Here is a 22,194-nt window from a genome sequence, read left to right as displayed (position 1 = left end):
TAGCGGCGGATGCCGACAGGGAGGTCAGCGGCGGACGCCGGCGGCCGCGGCCCCCTGGACCAGCAGCACGACGAGCCCGACCGCCAGCCAGACGGCCCCGGTGAGCTGCGCGGTGGACGAGGCCTCGAAGACCACCGCGCCGATCACCGCGATGCCCAGCAGCGGCGCCACCAGGTGCCGCGCCCAGTCCCGCGAGCCGTGCTTCACCACGTACCAGCCGATCACCGAGGCGTGCAGCAGCGCGAAGGCCGTCAGCGCGCCGACGTTGACCACCGAGGTCAGCTGGTCCAGCCCGTCGTCCCGGTTCGCCGCCCAGACGGCCGCACCCATCGTGATCACCGCGGCCACCAGCAGCGCCCGGCGCGGCACCGCCGAGTCGGGGTCCACCGCGGCCAGGAAGCGCGGCAGCCGCCCCTCCCGTCCCATCGCGAAGACCAGCCGCCCGGCGGCCGCCTGCCCGGCCAGCGCCGCGAAGGCCGCGCCGATCGCCTTGCTCGCCGCCACCAGCACGTGCAGCCAGTGCCCGACCCCGCGCTCCACGGTGTCGTAGAAGGCCGAGCCCTGGGCGGCCGGATCCGCCGCCAGCTGCTGCGGGGTCAACGGCTCCAGCAGCGCCGCCAGGTACGTCTGCAGCACGAACAGCACCCCGGCCAGGGCCAGGCACCAGAGCACCGCGCGCGCCACCGCGGCGGAGGCGCCGACCGCCTCCTCCACGAAGGTGGCGATCGCGTCGAAGCCCAGGTACGACAGGACGGCCACCGAGACGGCCGAGATCACGGCCGTCGGCGAGAAGCCGCCGACGGCCGTGAACGGCGTGTCCCAGCCGCGCTGCGCCCCGTCCCGGGCCAGCACCACCACGGCCGCCACCACGAAGACCGCCAGCACCGCGATCTCCAGCGCCAGCACCGCCAGGCCGACCACCGCCGCCGTCCGCACCCCGGCCAGGTTGAGCGCGGTGGTGACCACCACCGCCAGCGCCGTCCACACCCAGCGCGAGACGTCCGGGACCAGCGAGTTCAGGGCGATGCCGGAGAAGAGGTACGCCACCGCCGGGATCAGCAGGTAGTCCAGCATCGCCATCCAGCCGGCGATGAACCCCGGACCCTCGCCCAGCCCGGCCCGCGCGTAGGCGAACACCGAGCCGGTCCGCGGCACCGCCCGCACCATCTGGGCGTACGAGAGCGCGGTGAATCCCATCGCGACCGTGGCGGCCAGATAGACGGCCGCCACCGCGCCGTGGCTCTTGGCGTCCAGTACACCGAACACGCCGACCGGGGCCATCGGGGCGATGAACAGGAGCCCGTAGACCATCAGATCGCGCACGCCCAGGCTGCGCCGCAGGCCGCCGTCGTCGACTCGATCGCTCATCACGTCCACATTTGAGCACCGGTGACCGGATCCGGCTCGAAGGCGCCTTCCGTCGGCGCGGCTCGCCGCCGCCCGTACGATGGAGCCATGTCCAACACCGCGCAGCGCCGTGTCCTGCTCGCCGCCCCCCGGGGCTACTGCGCGGGCGTCGACCGCGCCGTGATCGCCGTGGAGAAGGCCCTGGAGCAGTACGGGGCGCCGATCTACGTCCGCAAGCAGATCGTCCACAACAAGTACGTGGTGCAGACCCTGGAGAAGCGGGGCGCGATCTTCGTCGACGAGACGGAGGAGGTGCCCGAGGGTTCGATCGTGGTGTTCTCCGCGCACGGCGTCGCGCCGTCCGTCCACGACGAGGCCAAGGCGGGCCGGCTCGCCACCATCGACGCCACCTGCCCCCTGGTCACCAAGGTGCACAAGGAGGCCGTCCGCTTCGCCGACGAGGGCTTCGACATCCTGCTGGTGGGCCACGAGGGCCACGAGGAGGTCGTCGGCACCATGGGCGAGGCCCCGGACCGGATCCACCTGGTGGACGGTGCCGAGGACGTCGCCAACGTCGAGGTCCGCGACGAGTCCAAGGTCGTCTGGCTCTCCCAGACCACGCTCTCGGTGGACGAGACCATGGCCACCGTCGGCGAGCTGAAGAAGCGCTTCCCGCTGCTGGTCAGCCCGCCCAGCGACGACATCTGCTACGCCACCCAGAACCGCCAGGTCGCCGTCAAGCAGATGGCGTCCGAGACGGACCTGCTGATCGTGGTCGGCTCCAGGAACTCCTCCAACTCGGTCCGCCTGGTCGAGGTCGGCCTGGAGTACGGCGCCAAGGCCGCCCACCTGGTGGACTTCGCCGACGAGATCCAGGAGTCCTGGCTGGACGGCGTCACCACGGTCGGCCTGACCAGCGGCGCCTCGGTGCCGGAGATCCTGGTCGACGGCGTCCTGGAGTGGCTGGCCGCGCGCGGCTACGGCGACGTGTCGACCGTCAAGACCGCCGAGGAGCACCTGACCTTCTCGCTGCCCAAGGAACTCCGCCGCGACCTGCGCGCCGAGGCCGCCGGCAAGCTGTGACGGACCTTCCGGGAACCCGGTGCCCCGCGCGGGCGCCGGGTTCTCCGCTGCGCGCGGCCGTGCGCGCCCGGCCGCGCTCTCGTAGTTTTGTACACAGCTGTGCACAGGCCTGTGGACAACGGTTACGCGGAGGGCGGTCGTCATGACGGCGGTATTCGGTGTGGACATCGGCGGTTCGGGCATCAAGGGTGCTCCCGTCGACCTCGCCCGGGGCGTGCTCGCCCAGGAGCGGCACAAGGTCCTCACCCCGCAGCCCTCGGCCCCGGAGGCCGTGGTCGCCGCCGTCCGCGAGGTGGTCCGGCACTTCGACCACCAGGGACCGGTCGGGCTGACCTTCCCCGGGGTGGTGGTGAACGGCCAGACCAGAACGGCGGCCAACGTCGACAAGGGCTGGATCGGCCTGGACGCGGCGGGCCTGTTCCGCGAGGCGCTCGACCTGCCGGCCGTGGTGCTCAACGACGCCGACGCGGCGGGTCTCGCCGAGACCGTCCACGGGGCCGGCCGCGACCAGCAGGGCGTCGTCCTCGTGCTGACCTTCGGCACCGGCATCGGCAGCGCGCTCTTCGTGGACGGCGCACTGGTGCCCAACACCGAGCTGGGCCACCTGGAGCTGCGCGGCAAGGACGCCGAGCGGCGGGCCTCCTCGGCCGCCAAGGAGCGGCACGACCTGAGCTGGGAGCAGTGGGCGGGGCGGGTCGACGAGTACCTCGACCTGGTGGAGATGCTCTTCTCGCCGCAGCTGATCGTGATCGGCGGCGGGGTGAGCCGCAAGCACGAGAAGTTCCTGCCGGTGCTGCGCGAGCGCGAGGCGCGGGTGGTCCCGGCCGAGCTGCGCAACGACGCGGGGATCGTCGGCGCGGCCATGGCGGCGGCCCGGGCCTCCACCGGCTGACCGGTCCGGCCTTCGCGGCCGCGTACGGTGCCGGGTCGGGGAGTGGGCCGGGGCGGGTCGGGCCGGGGGCGGGAAGTCGGCCGGTCCGACGTCCCATCTCCTCAGCGGTCGCGGTGGATCCGCCGCTGGGCCACGAAGCGGGCGAGCACGATGGCCGCGGCCAGACCGGTGCCGGTGAAGAGCCAGCCGGCCCGTGTCGCCAGGCCGGTCGCCAGCGCCACCACCTGGGCCGTCAGGCCCGAGGAGGTGACCGGGCCGAGCAGCAGCAGGGCGACGGCGAAGGCGATCGGGCCGCTGATCGGGGCGGCCAGCAGGTCGGCGAAGCGCACCCGGACGGCCAGCTGGAAGCAGATGACCAGGTAGCCGATGCCGAACAGCACCCCGAGACCCCCGAAGAGCATCCGGTCCACGCCTGCCAGGGCGACGGTCGCGACCGTCGCGGCCACGCCGGTGCCGATCGCGGTCAGCCGGGTCGGCCGGCCGGTGCGCCGGCGCCCGTAGAGGCGGCTGGCCGGGTGGCCGCCGCGGCGGGCGCCACCTCGTTCGCCGCCGCGGGCGTCGTCCCGGGCGTCCTCGCGCTCGCCGGTGCGGGGTCCGAACGGCAGGCGCAGCCCGGCCCGGCCCGCGCCCGGGCGGCCGCGCTCGGCTCCGCCGGCCACGGCGCGTAGCCGGGAGGCGGGTGCGGCGGAGCCCTCGTCGGTCTCGGGGGCCCGTCCGGGCCCGGGGACGGCGGCCCCGGCCGCGCCGTTAGGCGGTCGGCGTCTGGGCCCTGGCGGCTGAGTTCGGATGCGCTGCTCCACCCACCCAACGTACGGTCCGATCATCGCCACACTGTGTAATGGGCCGCAGGACCTTGCTCCGTGTCTCCGGACGGAGTACTGGTGTGATCGTCGCTCAACTCGACCATGGGTGGCTCATGACCGGCGGATTCGCCTTCGAACGCCCGCACCACGTGCAGCTCGACATCCCGGCCGGCGCCGAGGACGATTGCCGCGCCTTCCGGCACGGCGTCCTGGGCATGGCCGAGCTGACCAAGCCCCCGGTCCTGGCCGCCCGCGGCGGCTGCTGGTTCCGGGACGGCGGGGTGGAGGTGCACCTGGGCGTCGTTCCGGAGTTCCGCCCGGCCCGCAAGGGCCACCCGGGGATCCAGGTGCGCGCCCTGGACGCGCTCGCCGAGCGGCTGGCCGCGCACGGCCACGAGGTCGTCCGGGACGACGCCCTGCCGGGTCACCGCCGGTTCCACTCCAGCGACCGGCTGGGCAACCGCCCGGAGTTCCTGGAGCCGCTGCCGGTGGACGCGGGCGCCTGACCCGCTGCCCGTAGACTGGGCGATCGGCCCGCACGGTGCCGACCCAACTCCTCCAAGCCCACGGGACTGCGCTTCATGTCGCTCACGATCGGAATCGTCGGCCTGCCGAACGTCGGCAAGTCGACCCTGTTCAACGCCCTGACCAAGAACGACGTGCTGGCGGCCAACTACCCGTTCGCCACCATCGAGCCGAACGTCGGCGTCGTCGGTGTCCCGGACGCCCGGCTGAAGAAGCTCGCCGAGATCTTCGGCTCGCAGCGGATCCTCCCGGCGACCGTGGACTTCGTGGACATCGCGGGCATCGTGCGCGGCGCCTCGGTCGGCGAGGGCCTGGGCAACAAGTTCCTGGCGAACATCCGTGAGTCCGACGCGATCTGCCAGGTCATCCGGGCCTTCGTCGACCCGGACGTGGTGCACGTCGACGGCAAGGTCTCGCCGAAGGACGACATCGAGACCATCAACACCGAGCTGATCCTCGCCGACCTCCAGTCGATCGAGAAGGTGCTGCCGCGGCTCCAGAAGGAGGCCCGGCTCAAGAAGGAGTCGGCCGCCACGCTGGCCGCCGCCGAGGCCGCCCAGAAGATCCTGGAGACCGGCAAGACCCTCTTCGAGGTGGGCTTCGACGCCTCCTCGGTGCGCGAGCTGCACCTGCTCACCACCAAGCCCTTCCTCTACGTCTTCAACGTCGACGAGGACGAGCTGGTCGACGAGGAGTTCAAGGAGGCCCAGCGCGCCCTGGTCGCCCCCGCCGAGGCCATCTTCCTGAACGCCAAGATCGAGTCCGAGCTGATCGGCATGGACGAGGACGAGGCGCTGGAGCTCCTCCAGTCCATGGGCCAGGAGGAGACCGGCATGGCCACCCTCGGCCGGGTCGGCTACGAGACCCTCGGCCTGCAGAGCTACCTCACCGCGGGCCCCAAGGAGACCAGGGCCTGGACCATCAAGAAGGGCGCCACCGCCCCCGAGGCCGCCGGTGTGATCCACACCGACTTCCAGAAGGGCTTCATCAAGGCGGAGATCATCTCCTTCGACGACCTGGTCGCCTGCGGCTCCATCGCCGAGGCCCGCAGCAAGGGCAAGGCCCGCATCGAGGGCAAGGAATACCTCATGCAGGACGGCGACGTCGTGGAGTTCCGCTTCAACGTGTAGCCGTTCGCTCGCTGGGCGCCAGTTGACCGGTCAAGCGCGCAGTCGGAAGGGGTCGGACTCTGTCGAGTCCGACCCCTTCGTCGGTACCGGGCTGGAGGGGTGCTGGATTCCCGGCGCACGGTCAGCGGCGATCAGGTCTCGTAGCCGCTGGATCGACGTCCCACGTGAACGACCCGGACCACCAGCTCCCCGTCGTCGATCGTGTAGACGACGCGGTGGTCGCCGACCCGCAGCCGGCGGCGTTCGGGCTGGGATACGAGCGCGGTGGTGTGGAAGCCGAGGGGGTCGGTCTCCAGCCCGGTCAGCTTGGCCAGGATGCGCAGTGCCGTCTCGCGAGGGATCTTCCGTAGTTCGGCCTGCGCCTCGGGGCGGAAGACGGTTCGGTACTCACTCACCGCGCGCCAGCGTCTCCCTCATGACGTCCTCGATCGGGATGCCGGGTGCGGGGTTGGCCATGCGCTCGTCGATGATCCGATTGATCTCGCGCTCTTCCCACTCCTGGTACTTGCGCAGCACCTCGATGGAGACGACGGCGGCGACCTCCTTGCCGCGGCGCGTGATCACGGTGGGCACGTCGTCACGGTCGGCGCGCTCCACCACCTCCGCCAGATGCGCGCGCACGTCGCGGATGGACTCTACGGGCAGTGGCTGCGTCATGCGCTCAAGTGAACTGCGTGTGCCAGGTGTGCACAGCGCCGGCGATGGTGGCCGGTTCCCGCCTCGCGGCGGCCGCTCGTCCTGGCTCGAGACCGATCGCAAGACGCTCGCGAGGATCGATGGGCTCGTCGAGGACGTCCTGCGCGATCCGTTCACCGGGATCGGCAAGCCCGAGCCGCTGAAGTACCAGCTGCCAGGGGCCTGGTCGCGGCGGATCGATGACGAGCGGCGCCTCGTCCATCCGGTCACCGACCGGGAAGTCGTCATCCCGGCGGCCCGCTCTCACTCCTGGTCCCCGGTGGCGCCGTCAGGCGATGTGGACGGTGAGGGTGCCGTCGGGGGCGGGGGTGACGGTGACCTGCTCCAGGGTGAGGGCGTGGGCGGTGGCGCGGTGGGCCGTGGCGCGGGGGCCGATGCCGAGGACCGGGATGCCGGCGGCCACGGCGGCGGCGATTCCGGCCGAGGAGTCCTCCAGGGCGAGGCAGTCGGCGGGGGCGAAGCCGAGGGCGGCGGCGCCCTTGAGGAAGCCCTCGGGGTCCGGCTTGCTGGCGCCGACCGACTCGGCGGTGACGAGGACCGGCGGCAGCGGGAGGTCGGCGGCGGCCATCCGGACGCGGGCGAGCGGTTCGTCGGCGGAGGTGACCAGGGCGTGCGGCAGGTCGGCCAGTGAGGCGAGGAAGGCGGCCGCGCCGGGGATCGGGACGACGCCCTCGACGTCGGCCTTCTCCTCGGCGAGCATCCGGTCGTTGTCGGCGCGGTTGAGCGCGACCGGGCGGTCGGGCAGCAGGGCGGCCATGGTGGCGTGGGCCTGGCGGCCGTGCGCGAGCCGGAGCACCTCGGCGGGGTCGAGGCCGTTCGTCGCGGCCCAGCGGCGCCAGCAGCGCTCGACCACGGCGTCGGAGTTGACCAGGGTGCCGTCCATGTCCAGCAGGAGGGCGCGGGTGGTCAGGGTGAGGGGGGTGGGCATGCGGGGGCTCCTCGCGGGTGGCGGGCGGGCTTCCGAGTCTATTGTTCAGCAAGGATACAAAAGATCAACCCACCAGGTGCGCGTTGACCGCGCGGGCCTCCTCGGCCAGCTCCGACAGCTCCACCACCTCGACGCCGGCCGCCTCCAGGAGTGCCGTTCCCTGGCAGTCGGTGACGAACAGGTCCGGCTCGCGCCAGGCGACGACCACCCGGGGCACGCCGGCCGCGATCAGCAGCCGGGCGCACGGCAGCGGCCGGGAGGCCCGCCGGCCGCAGGGCTCCAGCGAGCTGTAGACGGTCGCGCCGCGCAGCCGGGGATCGCCCGCCGGGAGCTTGGCGAGGGCGGCCTCCTCGGCGTGGTCCAGCGCGTCCGCCTCCCGGCTCCAGCCCTCGGCGAGCACCTCGCCGTCCGCACCGACGATCACCGCGCCGACCGAGAAGGCGGTTCTGGAGGGCGGGCAGCGGCGCGAGAGCTCGACGGCCCGCCGCAGGTGTGCGAGGTCGGACGGTGCGCTGGTCACGGGGTGGACTCCTTCGGGGCGTACCTGAGCAGGACGACATCGTCCACGGTACGTGCCTCCAGCAGGCGCATCCGGCGGGCCGGTCCGCCGGGGAAGGCCGCCGGCCGGACGAAGCGCGGCGCGTCCGCCTGTCCGACCAGCAGCGGGGCGACCGCCAGCTGGAGCTCGTCGGCCAGACCCTGGGCCAGGAACTGGGTGTGCACGCCGCTCCCGCCCTCGACCATCAGCCGCCGCACCCCCCGGGCCCCGAGATCGTCCAGGACCGCGCCCAGCTCCACCGTGCCGCCGAGCGCCACCACCTCGGCCAGCCCGTCCAGCGCCGGGCGGAGCACGGTGGCGCCGGTGTCCGAGGTGTAGGCGACCTTGTCGCCGCCGGTGTGCCAGAACCTGAGCGAACGGTCGAGGGCCCCGCTCGCGGTGAGGGTGACCTTCAGCGGGTACTCCGGTCGGCCGGCCGCGAGCCGGGCCGCCCGTCGGCCGGGGTCGTTGACCAGCAGCCGGGGGTTGTCCGCGCGCAGGGTGTTGCCGCCCACCAGGATCGCGTCGCTGGCGGCGCGCTCCGCGTCCACCCGGTCGAAGTCGGCGGGGCCGGAGAGCAGCAGGCGGTCGGGGGAGGCGTCGTCGAGGTGCCCGTCGAGGGACATCGCGGCGCTCAGCAGGACGAAGGGGCGGCGGCCGGGCATGGTGAACCGTTCTGTCGGGAGCCCGTCCACGGTACGGGCCCCGGTGCGGGCGCCGAGCCGCGCGGGGGCAGGAGTTCGCCCGGTGGCCCGCCGGCGGAGGGGCGGCGTTCGCCGAGGGGGCCCACCCCGGTCCGGACCTCGCGCCGCCCCTCAACCCGTAGTCCCCGCAAGGCGAAGCCCCCGTCCGGGCCCCGGGCGGGGGCTTTCGCGTGAATCGGTAGTTCGACATGTGAGACGAATCTTCTCGCCATACGGGACACGGAGTAGCGTCGGAGGCGTCGGAGGAACCGACCGCAGGGAACGCGACCGAACCCCAGGGGGACCGCCATGACCGGACCGCAGCCCACCGTCTACACGCACGGGCACCAGGAGCCCGTGCTGCGCTCGCACCGCTCCCGCACGGTGGCCAACTCGGCCGCCTATCTGCGGCCCGAACTGCGGCCGGGGCAGGCCGTGCTGGACGTCGGCTGCGGCCCCGGCACGATCACCGTCGAGCTGGCCGAACTGGTCGGCCCCACCGGGCGGGTGGTGGCCGTGGACACCTCGGCCGAGGTGCTGGAGTCGGCCGCCCGGTACGCGGCGGACCGGGGCCTGGCCAACGTGGTCTTCGAGGTCGCCGATGTGCACGGACTGCCGTACGCGGACGGGGAGTTCGACGTGGTGCACGCCCACCAGGTGCTGCAGCACGTGGCCGACCCGGTGGGGGCGCTGCGGGAGATGCGCCGGGTCACGGCGGTGGGCGGCGTGGTCGCGGCCCGGGACGTCGACTACGCGACCATGACCTGGTACCCGCAGGTACCGGAGCTGGACCGCTGGTTGGCGCTGTACGGGCGGATCGCCCGGGCCAACGGCGGCGAGCCGGACGCCGGCCGACGGCTGCTGTCCTGGGCCCGGGAGGCCGGCTTCACCGACGTCACGGCGACGTCCAGCAGCTGGACCTACGCGTCGCCCGAGCAGCGTGCCTGGTGGGGCGGGCTGTGGGCGGACCGGATCGTGGCGTCCGACATCGCCGACGCGGCGGTGGCCGAGGGGTACGCGGACCGGGCGGAGCTGGAGCGGATCTCGGCCGGGTGGCGGGCCTGGGTGGCCGCCGAGGACGGGTGGTTCGCGATGCTGCACGGCGAGGTGCTGGCGCGCCGCGGGTGAGCGGCGGGCGGCCGGAAATGGGCGGGAGGGTGTGCTCCAAGATCGGGTAAAGTCGCGCGTCCGTTCCCATCGCCCCGGCCGGTCCTCCGCTGGTCCGCCCGGTGGTCCGTCTGCGGAACGTTCGAGTCGAAACTGCCGAGCTGATGCCCGTGACCGGGCCGGGGGAGTCCACGTGTCCAAGCCCGAGTCCGACGCGCCCGTTCCCGGGCCGGTGGCCGCCGCACCGGAGGCTGCCGCACCGGAGGCCACCGTGCCGGAGGCTGCCGCACCGGACGCCGCACCGGCCGACGCCCCGCCGGTGGACGCCCCGCCGGCGGACCGGGTGGAGCTGACCAAGCCCGCGGCCCCCGCCGAGCCCCCGGCACCGGCCACCGCTCCCGCCGCCGACCCGTGGGCCGCGCCCGGCGCGACCACCCCCGCTCCCGCCGCCCCCGGGGCCGCTCCCGGCGCCGACCCGTGGGCCGGCGCCGGGGGGCCGGTCCCGCCCGGGGCGCCGGCGGCCTCCGGCTGGGCCGCCGTCACGCCCGGCGCGATCTCCGGCTTCCAGCCCGGCTACGCCTACCCGGCGACCCCCGAGGTCACCAACGGCTTCTCGGTCGCCGCGCTGGTCACCGGCCTGCTCTGCATGTGGCCGCTCTCGCTCGCCTTCGGCATCGTCGCGCTGGTCCAGATACCCAAGCGCAACGAGCGCGGCCGGGGCATGGCGGTGACCGGTGTGGTGTTCGGTGTCCTCGGGGCGCTGGTCTCGCTGATCGCCTTCATCGGCCTGCTCGCCGCCGGGGTCGAGGAGAGCACCCGCGCCGACCGTCCCGCCCGGGCCCCGAAGGCGCCGGCGGGCTCGGTGCTCTGGTCCTCGCTCAAGTCCGGCGACTGCTACAACCCGGCCGGTGGCGCCGACGGACGCGAGGACGGCGACCAGACGGTCCTCTGGGTGTTCACGGCCCCCTGTGCGCTGCCGCACCACGGCGAGGTGGCCGGCACCGCCCGGATCCCGGAGAGCGGCGGGCTCGCCTACCCGGGCGAGAGCCGCGTCCGCGAGAGCGCCGCGGCGCTCTGCGGCCCGGTGCTCGCCGACTACGCCCTCGACTACTGGACCGTGCCGGACGGCGTGGACGAGGTCTACCTGTTCCCGGGCCGCGCCAACTGGAAGTCCGGCGAGCGCTACGCCACCTGTGCCTTCGAGGACCGCGACGCCGAGCACCTGGGCAGCGTCCGCACCGACCGGGGCAAGCTGTCCCAGGCCCAGCTGGCCTACCTGGAGGCGGCCCTGGTCTACAACAAGGTCTCCTGGAGCGAGCCGGACGCCGAGGTCGCCGACGCCCGGCCCGAGTTCACCACCTGGGCGGGCAGGATGGCCGACGCCTCCCGCAAGGAGGCCGAGCAGTTGTCCGGGAGCACGGCGGCCTGGCCGGAGGGCGCCAAGCCGAAGGTGGCCGAGCTGGTGGCCGCCCAGCGCGCCGCCGCGACGGCCTGGGACGCCGCGGCCAAGGCCGTGGACGCGGGCGCGCTCGAACGCGAGATCCGGCGGGCGAAGTCGCTGGTGGCCAAGGAGGCGAACTCGACCGTGGAGATCCGCCGGGAGCTCGGCCTCTCGACCGGCGAGCAGGTCGGCGAGATCCGGGTCTGACGGCGGTGGCGGGCGGGCCGGGCCGGTGTCTTACCGGGCGTTAACCGGGCCCGTACACACCGGAAGCGCGCCGGGCGTAGCGTCCCGTGCGCGTGGTCCCGGCCCGACCCCCACGCGGGCCGGGACCGCGCGCCCCGGGCGGTCGGATTCCCGTGCGGCCACCGGCCGTTCCGGTCCCGCGGCGGGGCGCCTAGGCTCACCGGTATGGACACCTGCCGGGTGATGCGACAGGACGACAACGGCAACCGCTACGTGGTCGCCAAGGGCCTGGACCGGGCCGAGGCCGAACGGCTGGCCGCGGAGTTCGAGGCCCGCGGGCACAAGCAGCTGTACTGGGTGGAGGCCGAGGCCGCATAGGGTCGGGGCCATGGAGAACCGGATCGTCGTCGGGGGCGCGCTCGTCCACCGGGGCCGGGTGCTGGCCGCCCGCCGCAGTGCCCCGGTCGAGGTGGCCGGGCGCTGGGAGTTCCCGGGCGGCAAGGTCGAGCCCGGTGAGACGCAGCCCCAGGCGCTGGAGCGCGAGCTGCTGGAGGAACTCGGTGTCCGGGCGAGGGCGCTGGAGCCGCTGCCCGGGGCGTGGCTGGTCCGCCCGGGGCTGGAGCTGCGGCTCTGGGTGGCCGAACTGCTCTCCGGCGACCCGCGGCCGCTGCAGGACCACGACGAGCTCCGCTGGCTCGGCGCCGCCGAGCTCGACGGGCTCGACTGGCTCGACCACGACCGCGAAGTCCTCCCGCACCTGACCCGCCTGCTGGCCGGGGCCGACAGCGCGCGCTGACCGCCGCGCGCCCGGCGTGCCCGCCCGTGCCACGGGAGGGGCGGCCCGCACCCGCCCGCGCCACGCGCGATACGCCAGGTAGGTCAATCGGAAAAGAGGACCCATAAGCCGGGATAGCCTGGGTTCTGCTGGGTATGTCGCTTTTCGGCACCATTCGTCACCATCGGTGAGCCGTCCCCAGCCGGCGACGCCGATCCCGACCAGAGCCGGAGGCCCCGTCGGTGTCGAGTACCGGTCACGGTGGCGGGGGAGCACGAGGCACGGGCACCGGGGGGAGTGCCGCCGCGCGCGCCCGCCTGCGCCGTGGCGCGCGCCCGCAGCAGCCGCCGCCGCAACCGCCGGCCGGCCGCCGCCGGGGGGACGGCGGCGCCCCCGAGGCCGATCCCGCGGACCGTCCCGCGACGTCCATGGTGGCGCCCGACGCGTCCCCGTCGGCGGGCCCCCGCAGCCGCCCCGGCCGCCCCTTCCCGGGCGCTCCCGGAGCCGAGCCGGGCGGCACGGGCGGCCACCGTGAGGGCAATCTGCTCGACGTGGTGAAGGTGGCCATCGCCATCCTGGACACCGCCGGCCGGGTGGTGCTCTGGAGCCCGGCCGCCGAGGAACTGCTCGGCTGGCCGAACGAGCTGCTGGTCGGCCGCCGGATCGACGAGCTGATCCCGGACGAGGACCAGGTCACCCGGATCCGCACGGCGATCCAGGACACCCTGCGCCACGGCCGCTGGGCCGGCCTCGCCGAGCTGCGCGACCGGGACGGCGAGGCGGTCACCGTCGACGCCCGGATCTCCCTGCTGGTGGACGGCGACGGCACGCCGTTCCTCCAGGTCAACCTGGCCGAGGCGGCCGCCGTCCGGGCGGTCGAGCGGGACCTCGCCGTCCGGGACGCGCTGTTCGAGCAGTCCCCGCTGGGCATCGCCGTCCTCGACACCGACCTGCGCTACACCGCCGTCAACCAGACCCTGGCCGAGATGAACGGCATGGTCACCGAGGACCACGTCGGGCGGACCACCGGCGAGACCCTGCCCGAGCGGGCCGCCGACGAGATCACCGCCATCCAGCGCCAGGTGCTGGCCACCGGCGAGCCGGTCATCGACGTCACCCTGGCCTCGCCGGTCACCGCCCGCTCCGGGTACCGCTCGATCTCCTACAGCCGGATGACCGACCGGGCCGGCCGGGTGCTCGGCATCTCCGGCACCGTGATGGACGTGACCGAGCGCTACCGGGCGGTCGCCAAGGTCGAGCACGCCCGGCGCCGGCTCTCGCTGCTCAACGAGTTCGGCTCCCGGGTCGGCGACCTCCTGGACGCCTCGCGGATCGCCCAGGAGCTGGCCGGCGCCGTGGTGCCCCGGCTCACCGACCACTCCGCGGTGATCCTGCTCCAGGCCGTCGCGCACGGCGACGACCTGCCCCGGCACGGCCACGACCGCCGCACCTCGCTGCTCCAGCTGGGCACCGCCTCCGTCCAGGACGGTCCCGAGGTCGAGGTGATGCTCCGGCGCGGCGCCCGGATCACCTTCTCCGAGGACTCCGCCTGCGGGCGGGTGCTGCGCACCGGCGTCCCCGAGCTGCTCTCCGGCGCCGACCAGCTGAGCGACGTCACCTACCCGGGCGACCCGAAGATGCAGGCCGCCCACGACCTGGGCGTGCACTCGATGCTGGTGGTGCCGCTGCGGGCCCGAGGCATCGTGATCGGCCTGCTGCTGGTCAGCCGGGCCGGCTACCGCGAGGGCTTCGACCGGGACGACCTCGCCTTCACCGTCGAGCTGGCCGACCGGGCCGGCAGCTCCCTCGACAACGCCCGGCTCTACGCCCGGGAGCGCACCGCCGCGCTCACCCTTCAGCGCACCCTGCTCCCGCAGCAGGTCCCGCAGCCCACCGGCGTCGAGGTCGCCTACCGTTACGTGCCGGGCAGCATCGGCACCGAGGTCGGCGGGGACTGGTTCGACGTCATCCCGCTGCCCGGCGACCGCACCGCGCTGGTGGTCGGCGACGTGATGGGCCACGGCCTGCGGGCCGCCGCCACGATGGGCCGGCTGCGCACCGCCGTCCGCGTCCTGGCAGCCCTCGACCTGCCCCCGGACGTGCTGCTGCGGCACGTCCACGAGCTGGCCGACGACCTCGCCCAGGGACCGGACGAGGCGCTGCTGGCGACCTGCGTCTACGCGGTGTTCGACCCGGCCACGGCCCGGCTGACGGTCTCCAAGGCCGGCCACATCCCGCCGGTGCTGGTGGTGCCCCGCGAGGGCGCCGAGGAACCGACCCGCACCGGCGGCCCGCTGCTCGGCGGGACCGGCCGGATCCTCGACCTGCCGTCCGGCGCTCCGCTCGGCGTCGGCGGCGTCCCCTTCGAGTCGGTCGAGCTCAAGATCCCCGAAGGCAGCCTGCTCGCCCTGTGCACCGACGGGCTGGTGGAGTCCCGGGACAAGGACCTCGACGTCGGCCTCGGCCGGCTGGTCACCGTGCTCCAGGAGCCGCACGCCTCCATCCAGGCGGCCTGCGAGGCGGTGCTGGCCACCATGGAGCAGGGCCGCGAGCCCGACGACGTGGCGCTGCTGCTGGCCCGGCTCGGCCACGGCCAGGCCGGCACCCCGACGGCCGGCTGGACGCTGCCCGCCGAGCCGACCGCCGTCAGCCGGGCCCGCCGGCTGGTCCGCGCCGCGCTGGTCGAGTGGGGCGTCGAAGCGCTCACCGACACCGCTGAGCTGCTGGTCAGCGAGCTGGTGACCAACTCGGTCCGCTATGCGAGCGCCCCCATCGGCGTACGGTTGACGCTGGGCGAGACGCTGCTGGTCGAGATCTCCGACCCGCTGCCCGACCCGCCCCGCGAGCGTCACGCGGCGGAGGCCGACGAGGGCGGCCGGGGCCTGGAACTCGTCCGCCGGCTGGCACTGCGCTGGGGCGCGCGGGCCGAGGGCATGGGCAAGGTCGTCTGGTTCGAGCAGGCGCTGCCGGGTAATGAGCCCGAGGAGCCGGGTGACGAGTAGGACGCGAGTAGAACGGGACCGCATATGCCAGCAGGGGGCCGGGGGGAGCGCGCACTCCGGCAGGGGGCGCGAGCGTGGCATTGTGGTTGCGCGGGCGGTAGGACAAAAACCTTCGCCCGATCTGATGTTGTGATGTTGAGGGCGTGTGAACGTACCCCTCGATGATGAATACTCGGTCTTCTCGGCATCCGGACGGTCGCGGGTTTGGAGGGGTCGGTCCGTTGAACAGCACCCCGGCGCGTAACGCGCCGAGCAGCAGCGGTCATGCCGCTGTGCCCGGGCAGGCCGGTTCGCCACACCTGCCCGCCCCGGCCGTGGGGCAGGGCCGGGCGGCCCGCCCGGTGGTCGGCGCCCATCAGTGGGGCGCGGGGGACCCCGGCTCGATCTACGACTACATCCGGGTCGCCACCTTCGCGATCGGCCCGGACGGCCGGATCAGCCAGTGGAGCGAGCGCGCCGCCGAGTTCTTCGGCGTGACCGCCGTCGAGGCGGTCGGCGCCGATCCGATCAGCACCTTCGTCCCGCGCGAGCTCTGGCAGCGCGGCCGCACCCGGCTGGAGCGCACGCTGGCCGGCGAGGAGTGGGTGGGCACCACGCCCTACCGCGACGCCACCGGCGGCGAGGGCCTCGCCGAGCTCTACCTGATGCCCGACAGCGCACTGCCCACCGCCGGTGCCACCTGTCTCGCGGTCGACCTCGGCCGGCTGCGCCGGATCGAGACCGACCTCGCCGCCTCCGAGGCCGTCTTCGGCCAGACCCCGACCGGCTTCGTCCTGTTCGACGACCGGCTCCGGCTCCAGCGGGTCAACGACGCCTTCGCCTCGGGGGTCGGCCTCGCCCCCACCGACCTCGAAGGCCTGACCGCGCACGACCTCTTCCCGGCCCCCGAGGCCGACCGGCTGACCGCCGCCCTGCGCAAGGTCCTCGCCACCGGCGAGCCCGTCTTCGACCTGCGCTTCCACTCCGCCGTGCCGACCCGCGAGGGCAACCGGCTCTGGGCCGTCTCGCTCTACCGCCTCAACGGCTCGGCCGGGCAGCCGATGGGCGTGGCCGGCCAGGTCTCCGACGTCACCTCCCGGCACGTCGCCGAGCGCGAGGCCGACGGGGTGCGCCGCAACCTCGCCCTGCTCAACGAGGCCAGCGCGCACATCGGCTCCACCCTCGATCTGGAGACCACCGCCAAGGAGCTGCTGGACGTCGTCGTCCCGCCGTTCTGCGACCTCGCCACCGTCGACCTCTACACCGCGCTGCTCTCCGGCGAGACCGTCCCCAGCGCCGGCCGCTACGGCGACGGCGTGCTCACCGACGGCAGCGGCGAGCTGCGCCGGGTCGCCGTCTCCAGCGTGGTCGGCGGCGCCTCCTCCGTGCTCGGCTCGGTCACCGGCCTGCCGATCGCCGAGGCCGGCGGCACGCTCTGCTACCCGCGCCGCTCGCCGCACGCCCGCGCGCTGCGCACCGGCCGCAGCGTCGTCCCCGAGCCCGGGCCGGACCCGCTGCTGCGCTCCACGCTGATCGTGCCGCTGGTCGCCCGCGACCAGGTGCTCGGCCTGGTCCAGCTCTCCCGCGCGATCGGCAGCGAGCCCTTCGACGCCCGTGACGTCGCCATCGCCGAGGAACTGGTGGCCCGCGCCGCCGTCTGCATCGACAACGCACGGCTCTACCGCCGCGAGCACGAGCGCGCCCTGATCCTGCAGCGCAGCCTGCTGCCCCCGGGCAACCCGGCCGCCAGCGGCCTGGAGATCGCCTGCCGCTACCTGCCCAGCAACAACAACACCGAGGTCGGCGGTGACTGGTTCGACGTCATCCCGCTGCCGGGTAACCGCACCGCGCTGGTCATCGGCGACGTGATGGGCCGCGGCCTGCGCGCCGCCGTCGCGATGGGCCAGCTGCGCACCGCCGTCCGCACCCTGGCCATGCTCGACCTCGACCCCGCCGAGGTGCTCACCGCCCTCGACGAGATCGCCCGCGGGCTGGGCGACGACTCCGCGCCCGCCGGCTCGCCCACCCCGTACGGGCGGCTCACCTCGACCGCCGACGAGGAGGCCCGCGAGGTCTACCTGGCCACCTGCGTCTACGCGGTCTACGACGCCGTCACCCGGCGCTGCGTCTTCGCCAACGCCGGCCACCTGCCGCCCGTCCTGCTCAGCCCCGACGAGCCCGCCCGGATGCTCGACGTCCCGCCCGGCCTGCCGCTCGGCGTCGGCGGCGAGCCCTTCGAGGAGGTCGAGCTGACCCTGCCGGACGGCGCCGTGCTCGGCCTGTACACCGACGGCCTGGTGGAGAGCCGCAAGCACCAGCTGGACGAGGGCCTGCGCGCCTTCCGCATCGCACTGTCGGCGGAGGGCAAGAGCCTGGAGAACCTCTGCGACCACGTCCTCGGCGAGCTCAACCCGCACCACGGCGAGGACGACATCGCCCTGCTGATGGCCAAGGTGCACGCCTTCCCCGACGACGCCGTCGGCAACTGGTTCCTGCCGCCGGAGCCGACCTCCGTCGCCAAGGCCCGCGAGCTGGCCTGCAGCTGGCTGCTGGCGCGCGGTCTGGACGAGCTGGTCGACACCACCGAGCTGCTGGTGAGCGAGCTGGTCACCAACGCCCTCCGGCACGGCCGGGGCGAGATCCGGCTGCGACTGCTGCGCGACCGCAGCATGGTCTGCGAGGTCTGGGACGACGGCTACGCCCAGCCGCGCCAGCGGCGCGCGCAGGAGACCGACGAGGGCGGGCGCGGGCTCCAGCTGGTCAGCCTGCTGGCCGAGCGCTGGGGGAGCCGGCGGACGCCCAAGGGCAAGATCGTCTGGTTCGAGCTGTCGCTGTAGGGCCGGCCGCCCCCGGGCCGGCCGCCCCCGGGCCGGCCGCCCCCGGGCCGGTCGCCCCCGGCCGGGCACGCTCGGGGCCGCCGCGCGGATCGGCTGTCCGGGTGCAGTCCCCCGGCGGCCGCCGTGTCGGGACGGCCGCCCCGACCGGCTCGACGTTCGATGGCCGCCATGCGCGTCCGCCAGCTCACCGCCGCAGCCGCCGCGCTGCTGCTCGCCACCGGCGCCCTGGCCGGCTGCTCCGGAGGCCCGGCCCCGGCCCGCCCGCCGGCACCGGCTCCCGTACCGGCCCCACCCACCGCCGTCACCGGGGACGTCGGCCCGCCTGACCGTGCCGCCGTCCGGGAGGGCGGCACGCCGCGCTGGGCGCTGGACGCCGCGCCGGCCACGCTCAACGTCTACCAGCCGGCCGCGACCGCCGACAGCGCGCTGCTCGCCCACGCCCTCTACCCCTCGCTGTTCCGGCCGGACGAGCACGGCCGGCCGGTCGCCGACCCGGACTACCTGGAGTCCGCCGAGTGCACCCCGCCCGGACAGCAGCCGCAGGTGGTCACCTACCGGCTCAGCCCGCAGGCCGTCTGGAGCGACGGCACCCCGCTCTCGGCCGCCGACTTCGGCGCGCAGCGGGCCGCTCTCTCCGGCCTCGACCCGGCCTACGCCGGGAACCGTCCGGCCGGGTACGACGCGATCGACTCGATCACCCAGGGGGCCGGCCCGCACGAGGTGAAGGTGACCTTCCGGCGGCCGTACGCGGAGTGGCGCGCCCTGTTCGGTCCGCTCTACCCGGCCGCGGTGACCGGCTCCCCGGCGGCGTTCAACCGGCCGCTGACCGACGGGCCGGAGCCGACGGCGGGTCCGTTCCGGCTCTCCCGGTACGACCCGGCGGGCGGGCGGGTGAGCCTGGTGCGCAGCCCGAACTGGTGGGGGGACCGGCCGAAGGCGGACGGGATCGACTTCCTGGTGGTCCCGGCCGAGGGCCGGCTGGACGCGCTCGACCAGGACCGGCTGGACATCGCCTCGCTCACCGCGGCGGTCGACCGGGCCGGCTCCACCCCGGCCGCTCCGCCCACCCAGGCCGCGTCCGCCTCCGTGTCCGGGGCCGCCTCCGGCTCCGGGTCCCCGGTCGCGACCGCGTCCGCGACCCCCGCCGCCCCGCCCGCCGCGGCGCCGGAGGCCGCCGACCGGGCGCTGCGGCGGGCGGAGGCCCTGCCCGGCGTCACCGTGCACCGGGCCGCCGCGGCCGCGCTCACCGAGCTCACCCTGAACGCCGCCCGCGGCCCGCTCACCGACCCGGCCGTCCGGCTCGCCCTGGCCCGCGCGGTCGACCGGCGCCGGGTCGCCGGTGCCGCGCTCACCCCGCTCGGTCTCGCCGCCGCCCCGCTCGGCAGCCACCTGTTCGCCGGTGACCAGGACGGCTACCGGGACAACAGCGCCGCGCTCGGCCCGGCGGACGCGGGCCGGCTGCTGGACGCGGCCGGCTGGAAGCGGCCCGCGGCCGGCGCCACCCGGGTCCGGGACGGCCGGGAGCTGGCCCTCGCCCTGCTGGTCCCGGCCGGCTCGGCCACGGCCCGGCGCACCGCCGACGCGCTGACCGCCGACCTCGCCGGCGCGGGCATCGCGCTCCGGACGGTGGCGGCGCCCGCCGAGGCCTTCGTCCGGGACCACCTGGCGACCGGCGACTACGACCTCGCCCTGTTCTCCTGGCCGGCCGGACCCCACCCGGCGGTCGAACAGCGTGCCGTCTACGCCAAGCCGCGCCCCGGCGCGGACGGCGCCCTGGAGGCCGGCAGCAACTACGGCCGCGCCGGGACGGAGGAGATCGACCGCCTCTTCGACCGCGCGGCCGCCGAACTCGACCCCGCCGCCCACCTGGCCCTGCTCCAGGAGGCCGACACCCGGATCTGGCAGCTGGGCCACTCGGTACCGCTCTACCAGCGGCCGGACCTGGTCGCGGTCCGGTCGGACGTGGCGGGCGCGGGCGCCTGGGGCTTCGGCCGGCCGCGCTTCCAGGACGTGGGGTTCCTCGCCCCCTGACCGTGCGCGGGGCGGGGCGGACCACGCGGACGACGCCCGGCCCGGCCGGGCCCGGCGGGGCGTGACCGGGAGGCCCCGGCACGGCGTCGGCCGGGTGGCGTGCCGGTGATCCACTTGTGATCTTGATCCCGCCCGACCTGCCCGTTTCTGCCGACCTGGAGGGTTCCCCGTACGATAGGAGGAAGCCGTGGCATGTCCTGCCCGGCGGGTGGACCGGTAGTAGCAGGCGGAACGGGCGGCGGTGATCACAACGGATCGCCGGTCGGCGTCACGCAGCCGGGCGCCGAAACCCACGATTCCGGGAGAATCCGCTCAGCATGCCCACGCGCAATGACATCCGCAACGTTGCCATCGTCGCCCACGTCGACCACGGCAAGACCACTCTGGTCGACGCCATGCTGAAGCAGGCCGGTGCCTTCGCCGCCCACCAGCACCTCGATGACCGCATGATGGACTCCAACGACCTGGAGCGCGAGAAGGGCATCACCATTCTCGCGAAGAACACCGCCGTGAAGTACCACCCCAAGGAGGGTGGCGCCCCGATCACGATCAACATCATCGACACCCCCGGCCACGCCGACTTCGGTGGTGAGGTCGAGCGCGGTCTGTCCATGGTGGACGCGGTCGTTCTCCTGGTCGACGCCTCCGAGGGTCCGCTGCCGCAGACCCGCTTCGTGCTCCGCAAGGCGCTCACCGCCAAGCTCCCGGTGATCCTCTGCATCAACAAGACCGACCGTCCGGACTCCCGGATCGACGAGGTCATCAACGAGACCTACGACCTCTTCCTGGACCTCGACGCGACCGAGGAGCAGATCGAGTTCCCGATCGTCTACGCCTGTGCGCGTGACGGCGTCGCCTCGATGACCAAGCCGGAGGACGGCAGCGTCCCGGCCGACAGCGACTCGCTGGAGCCGTTCTTCTCGACCATCCTGTCGGCCGTCCCGGCCCCGACCTACGACGAGGACGCCCCGCTCCAGGCCCACGTCACCAACCTGGACGCGGACAACTTCCTCGGCCGCATCGCGCTCTGCCGCGTCGAGCAGGGCGAGCTGCGCAAGGGCCAGCAGGTCGCGTGGATGAAGCGTGACGGTTCGATCCAGCAGGTCAAGATCACCGAGCTGCTGATGACCGAGGCGCTCACCCGCAAGCCGGCCGAGGTGGCCGGCCCCGGCGACATCTGCGCCGTCGCGGGCATCCCGGACATCATGATCGGCGAGACCCTGGCCGACCTGGAGAACCCGATCGCGCTGCCGCTGATCACGGTGGACGAGCCGGCCATCTCGATGGTCATCGGCACCAACACCTCGCCGCTGGTCGGCAAGGGCGGCAAGGGCCACAAGGTCACCGCCCGCATGGTGAAGGACCGCCTGGACCGCGAGCTGATCGGTAACGTCTCGCTCCGCGTGCTGCCGACCGAGCGTCCGGACGCCTGGGAGGTCCAGGGCCGTGGCGAGCTGGCGCTGGCCATCCTGGTCGAGACCATGCGCCGGGAGCTCTTCGAGCTGACCGTCGGCAAGCCGCAGGTCGTCACCAAGGTCATCAACGGCAAGACCCACGAGCCGGTCGAGCGGATGACCATCGACAGCCCCGAGGAGTACCTCGGCGCGATCACCCAGCTGATGGCGACCCGCAAGGGCCGCATGGAGACCATGACGAACCACGGCTCCGGCTGGGTCCGCATGGAGTTCATCGTCCCGTCGCGCGGCCTGATCGGCTTCCGGACCCAGTTCCTGACCGACACCCGCGGCACCGGCATCGCGCACTCCATCTTCGAGGGCCACGAGCCGTGGTTCGGCGAGCTCCGGATGCGCAACAACGGCTCGCTGGTGGCGGACCGCGCGGGCGTCGTGACGCCGTTCGCGATGATGGGCATCCAGGAGCGCGGCACGCTCTTCGTCGAGCCCACCACCGAGGTGTACGAGGGCATGATCGTCGGCGAGAACTCGCGCCAGGACGACATGGACATCAACATCACCAAGGAGAAGAAGCTCACCAACATGCGTGCGGCCTCCTCCGACACCACCGAGAACCTGGTGCCGCCGCGCAAGCTCTCGCTGGAGCAGTCGCTGGAGTTCTGCCGCGAGGACGAGTGCATCGAGGTGACTCCGGAGACGGTTCGCATCCGTAAGGTCGTCCTGGACCAGAAGGAGCGCGGCCGCACGGCTTCGCGCGCCAAGAAGGCGTGATCACTTCCTTCTGAGCGCCCTTTGG

The 22,194-nt window shown here is 74.2% G+C and carries 17 protein-coding genes and 2 pseudogenes; 13 read left to right on the top strand and 6 right to left on the bottom strand.

The features are described 5' to 3' along the window. Positions 1-24: 24 nt before the first annotated feature. Entirely contained in the window at positions 25-1,368 is a 1,344-nt protein-coding gene (locus ACZ4UX_RS35010; protein WP_465709593.1) for an APC family permease, read from the bottom strand. Positions 1,369-1,455: 87 nt separating this feature from the next. Between ACZ4UX_RS35010 and ACZ4UX_RS35005 the strand changes: the two genes are divergently transcribed. Then, positions 1,456-2,430, top strand: a complete 975-nt coding sequence (locus tag ACZ4UX_RS35005) for a 4-hydroxy-3-methylbut-2-enyl diphosphate reductase (RefSeq protein WP_465709592.1) — start codon at positions 1,456-1,458, stop codon at positions 2,428-2,430. Between the two features lie 142 nt (positions 2,431-2,572). Next, positions 2,573-3,322 (top strand): polyphosphate--glucose phosphotransferase, encoded by a 750-nt coding sequence (gene ppgK / locus ACZ4UX_RS35000; RefSeq protein WP_329489424.1) that lies wholly within the window; start codon positions 2,573-2,575, stop codon positions 3,320-3,322. A 101-nt stretch (positions 3,323-3,423) separates the two neighbouring features. Here ppgK and ACZ4UX_RS34995 read toward each other — a convergent pair whose 3' ends face one another. Beyond that, entirely contained in the window at positions 3,424-3,981 is a 558-nt protein-coding gene (locus ACZ4UX_RS34995) for a DUF6542 domain-containing protein (RefSeq protein WP_465709591.1), read from the bottom strand. 257 nt (positions 3,982-4,238) lie between these two features. Between ACZ4UX_RS34995 and ACZ4UX_RS34990 the strand changes: the two genes are divergently transcribed. Together ACZ4UX_RS34990 and ychF are read left to right on the top strand one after the other, a co-directional pair. After that, positions 4,239-4,631 carry a VOC family protein gene (locus tag ACZ4UX_RS34990; RefSeq protein ID WP_465709590.1) on the top strand — a complete coding sequence of 131 codons (393 nt, stop codon included), beginning with the start codon at positions 4,239-4,241 and terminating at the stop codon, positions 4,629-4,631. Positions 4,632-4,706: 75 nt separating this feature from the next. Further along, positions 4,707-5,780 (top strand): redox-regulated ATPase YchF, encoded by a 1,074-nt coding sequence (gene ychF, locus ACZ4UX_RS34985; RefSeq protein WP_329489426.1) that lies wholly within the window; start codon positions 4,707-4,709, stop codon positions 5,778-5,780. A gap of 131 nt (positions 5,781-5,911) precedes the next feature. On the opposite strand, the gene ACZ4UX_RS34980 is transcribed toward ychF, so the two are convergent. Continuing rightward, positions 5,912-6,175, bottom strand: coding sequence for a type II toxin-antitoxin system RelE family toxin (locus tag ACZ4UX_RS34980; RefSeq protein WP_465709589.1), 264 nt, complete (start codon positions 6,173-6,175; stop codon positions 5,912-5,914). Further along, positions 6,168-6,437, bottom strand: a complete 270-nt coding sequence (locus ACZ4UX_RS34975) for a type II toxin-antitoxin system Phd/YefM family antitoxin (protein WP_465709588.1) — start codon at positions 6,435-6,437, stop codon at positions 6,168-6,170. Before ACZ4UX_RS34975 ends, ACZ4UX_RS34980 begins: the two co-directional genes overlap by 8 nt. Here ACZ4UX_RS34975 and ACZ4UX_RS34970 point away from each other — a divergent pair. After that, positions 6,436-6,723 (top strand): annotated as a pseudogene (locus tag ACZ4UX_RS34970) (Txe/YoeB family addiction module toxin); the annotation flags it as partial. The gene ACZ4UX_RS34975 and the pseudogene ACZ4UX_RS34970 sit on opposite strands and share 2 nt — an antisense overlap. Before the next feature lie 21 nt (positions 6,724-6,744). Here ACZ4UX_RS34970 and ACZ4UX_RS34965 read toward each other — a convergent pair. Further along, the gene (locus ACZ4UX_RS34965) at positions 6,745-7,404 is read right to left on the bottom strand and encodes an HAD-IA family hydrolase (RefSeq protein WP_465709587.1); all 660 of its coding nucleotides are present in this window, start codon (positions 7,402-7,404) and stop codon (positions 6,745-6,747) included. A gap of 64 nt (positions 7,405-7,468) precedes the next feature. Further along, a pseudogene (locus ACZ4UX_RS34960) lies at positions 7,469-8,607 on the bottom strand (dihydrofolate reductase family protein). A gap of 327 nt (positions 8,608-8,934) precedes the next feature. Here ACZ4UX_RS34960 and ACZ4UX_RS34955 point away from each other — a divergent pair. The 8 genes from ACZ4UX_RS34955 to typA all read left to right on the top strand — a co-directional run bounded on the left by ACZ4UX_RS34955 (position 8,935) and on the right by typA (position 22,169). Then, complete coding sequence (locus ACZ4UX_RS34955) at positions 8,935-9,753, top strand: methyltransferase domain-containing protein (RefSeq protein WP_465709586.1); 819 nt, start codon at positions 8,935-8,937, stop codon at positions 9,751-9,753. A 172-nt stretch (positions 9,754-9,925) separates the two neighbouring features. Then, positions 9,926-11,380, top strand: coding sequence for a DUF4190 domain-containing protein (locus ACZ4UX_RS34950; RefSeq protein WP_465709585.1), 1,455 nt, complete (start codon positions 9,926-9,928; stop codon positions 11,378-11,380). A gap of 204 nt (positions 11,381-11,584) precedes the next feature. Next, complete coding sequence (locus tag ACZ4UX_RS34945; protein ID WP_329489432.1) at positions 11,585-11,737, top strand: SPOR domain-containing protein; 153 nt, start codon at positions 11,585-11,587, stop codon at positions 11,735-11,737. Between the two features lie 10 nt (positions 11,738-11,747). Then, positions 11,748-12,155, top strand: a complete 408-nt coding sequence (locus ACZ4UX_RS34940) for an NUDIX domain-containing protein (RefSeq protein ID WP_465709584.1) — start codon at positions 11,748-11,750, stop codon at positions 12,153-12,155. Between the two features lie 407 nt (positions 12,156-12,562). After that, positions 12,563-15,136: a SpoIIE family protein phosphatase gene (locus ACZ4UX_RS34935; protein ID WP_465709583.1), complete on the top strand. Its 2,574-nt coding sequence runs from the start codon at positions 12,563-12,565 to the stop codon at positions 15,134-15,136. A 221-nt stretch (positions 15,137-15,357) separates the two neighbouring features. Beyond that, positions 15,358-17,952, top strand: coding sequence for a SpoIIE family protein phosphatase (locus ACZ4UX_RS34930; protein WP_465709582.1), 2,595 nt, complete (start codon positions 15,358-15,360; stop codon positions 17,950-17,952). A 168-nt stretch (positions 17,953-18,120) separates the two neighbouring features. After that, positions 18,121-19,983 (top strand): ABC transporter family substrate-binding protein, encoded by a 1,863-nt coding sequence (locus ACZ4UX_RS34925; protein WP_465709581.1) that lies wholly within the window; start codon positions 18,121-18,123, stop codon positions 19,981-19,983. 317 nt (positions 19,984-20,300) lie between these two features. Further along, positions 20,301-22,169: a translational GTPase TypA gene (typA, locus tag ACZ4UX_RS34920; protein ID WP_329489436.1), complete on the top strand. Its 1,869-nt coding sequence runs from the start codon at positions 20,301-20,303 to the stop codon at positions 22,167-22,169. Positions 22,170-22,194: the final 25 nt, after the last annotated feature.

The organism is Kitasatospora sp. NPDC028961, from assembly GCF_055564815.1.
Note: the sequence above shows the minus strand (reverse complement) of the source record. Positions and strands in the feature narration are given on the sequence as shown.

Excerpts from the sequence above, each read along its gene's own strand:
- ACZ4UX_RS35010 (WP_465709593.1), bottom strand. The coding sequence starts at position 1,368 with ATGAGCGATCGAGTCGACGACGGCGGCCTGCGGCGCAGCCTGGGCGTG.
- ACZ4UX_RS35005 (WP_465709592.1), top strand. The coding sequence starts at position 1,456 with ATGTCCAACACCGCGCAGCGCCGTGTCCTGCTCGCCGCCCCCCGGGGC.
- ppgK (WP_329489424.1), top strand. The coding sequence starts at position 2,573 with ATGACGGCGGTATTCGGTGTGGACATCGGCGGTTCGGGCATCAAGGGT.
- ACZ4UX_RS34990 (WP_465709590.1), top strand. The coding sequence starts at position 4,239 with ATGACCGGCGGATTCGCCTTCGAACGCCCGCACCACGTGCAGCTCGAC.
- ychF (WP_329489426.1), top strand. The coding sequence starts at position 4,707 with ATGTCGCTCACGATCGGAATCGTCGGCCTGCCGAACGTCGGCAAGTCG.
- ACZ4UX_RS34975 (WP_465709588.1), bottom strand. The coding sequence starts at position 6,437 with ATGACGCAGCCACTGCCCGTAGAGTCCATCCGCGACGTGCGCGCGCAT.
- ACZ4UX_RS34965 (WP_465709587.1), bottom strand. The coding sequence starts at position 7,404 with ATGCCCACCCCCCTCACCCTGACCACCCGCGCCCTCCTGCTGGACATG.
- ACZ4UX_RS34955 (WP_465709586.1), top strand. The coding sequence starts at position 8,935 with ATGACCGGACCGCAGCCCACCGTCTACACGCACGGGCACCAGGAGCCC.
- ACZ4UX_RS34945 (WP_329489432.1), top strand. The coding sequence starts at position 11,585 with ATGGACACCTGCCGGGTGATGCGACAGGACGACAACGGCAACCGCTAC.
- ACZ4UX_RS34940 (WP_465709584.1), top strand. The coding sequence starts at position 11,748 with ATGGAGAACCGGATCGTCGTCGGGGGCGCGCTCGTCCACCGGGGCCGG.
- ACZ4UX_RS34935 (WP_465709583.1), top strand. The coding sequence starts at position 12,563 with ATGGTGGCGCCCGACGCGTCCCCGTCGGCGGGCCCCCGCAGCCGCCCC.
- ACZ4UX_RS34925 (WP_465709581.1), top strand. The coding sequence starts at position 18,121 with ATGCGCGTCCGCCAGCTCACCGCCGCAGCCGCCGCGCTGCTGCTCGCC.
- typA (WP_329489436.1), top strand. The coding sequence starts at position 20,301 with ATGCCCACGCGCAATGACATCCGCAACGTTGCCATCGTCGCCCACGTC.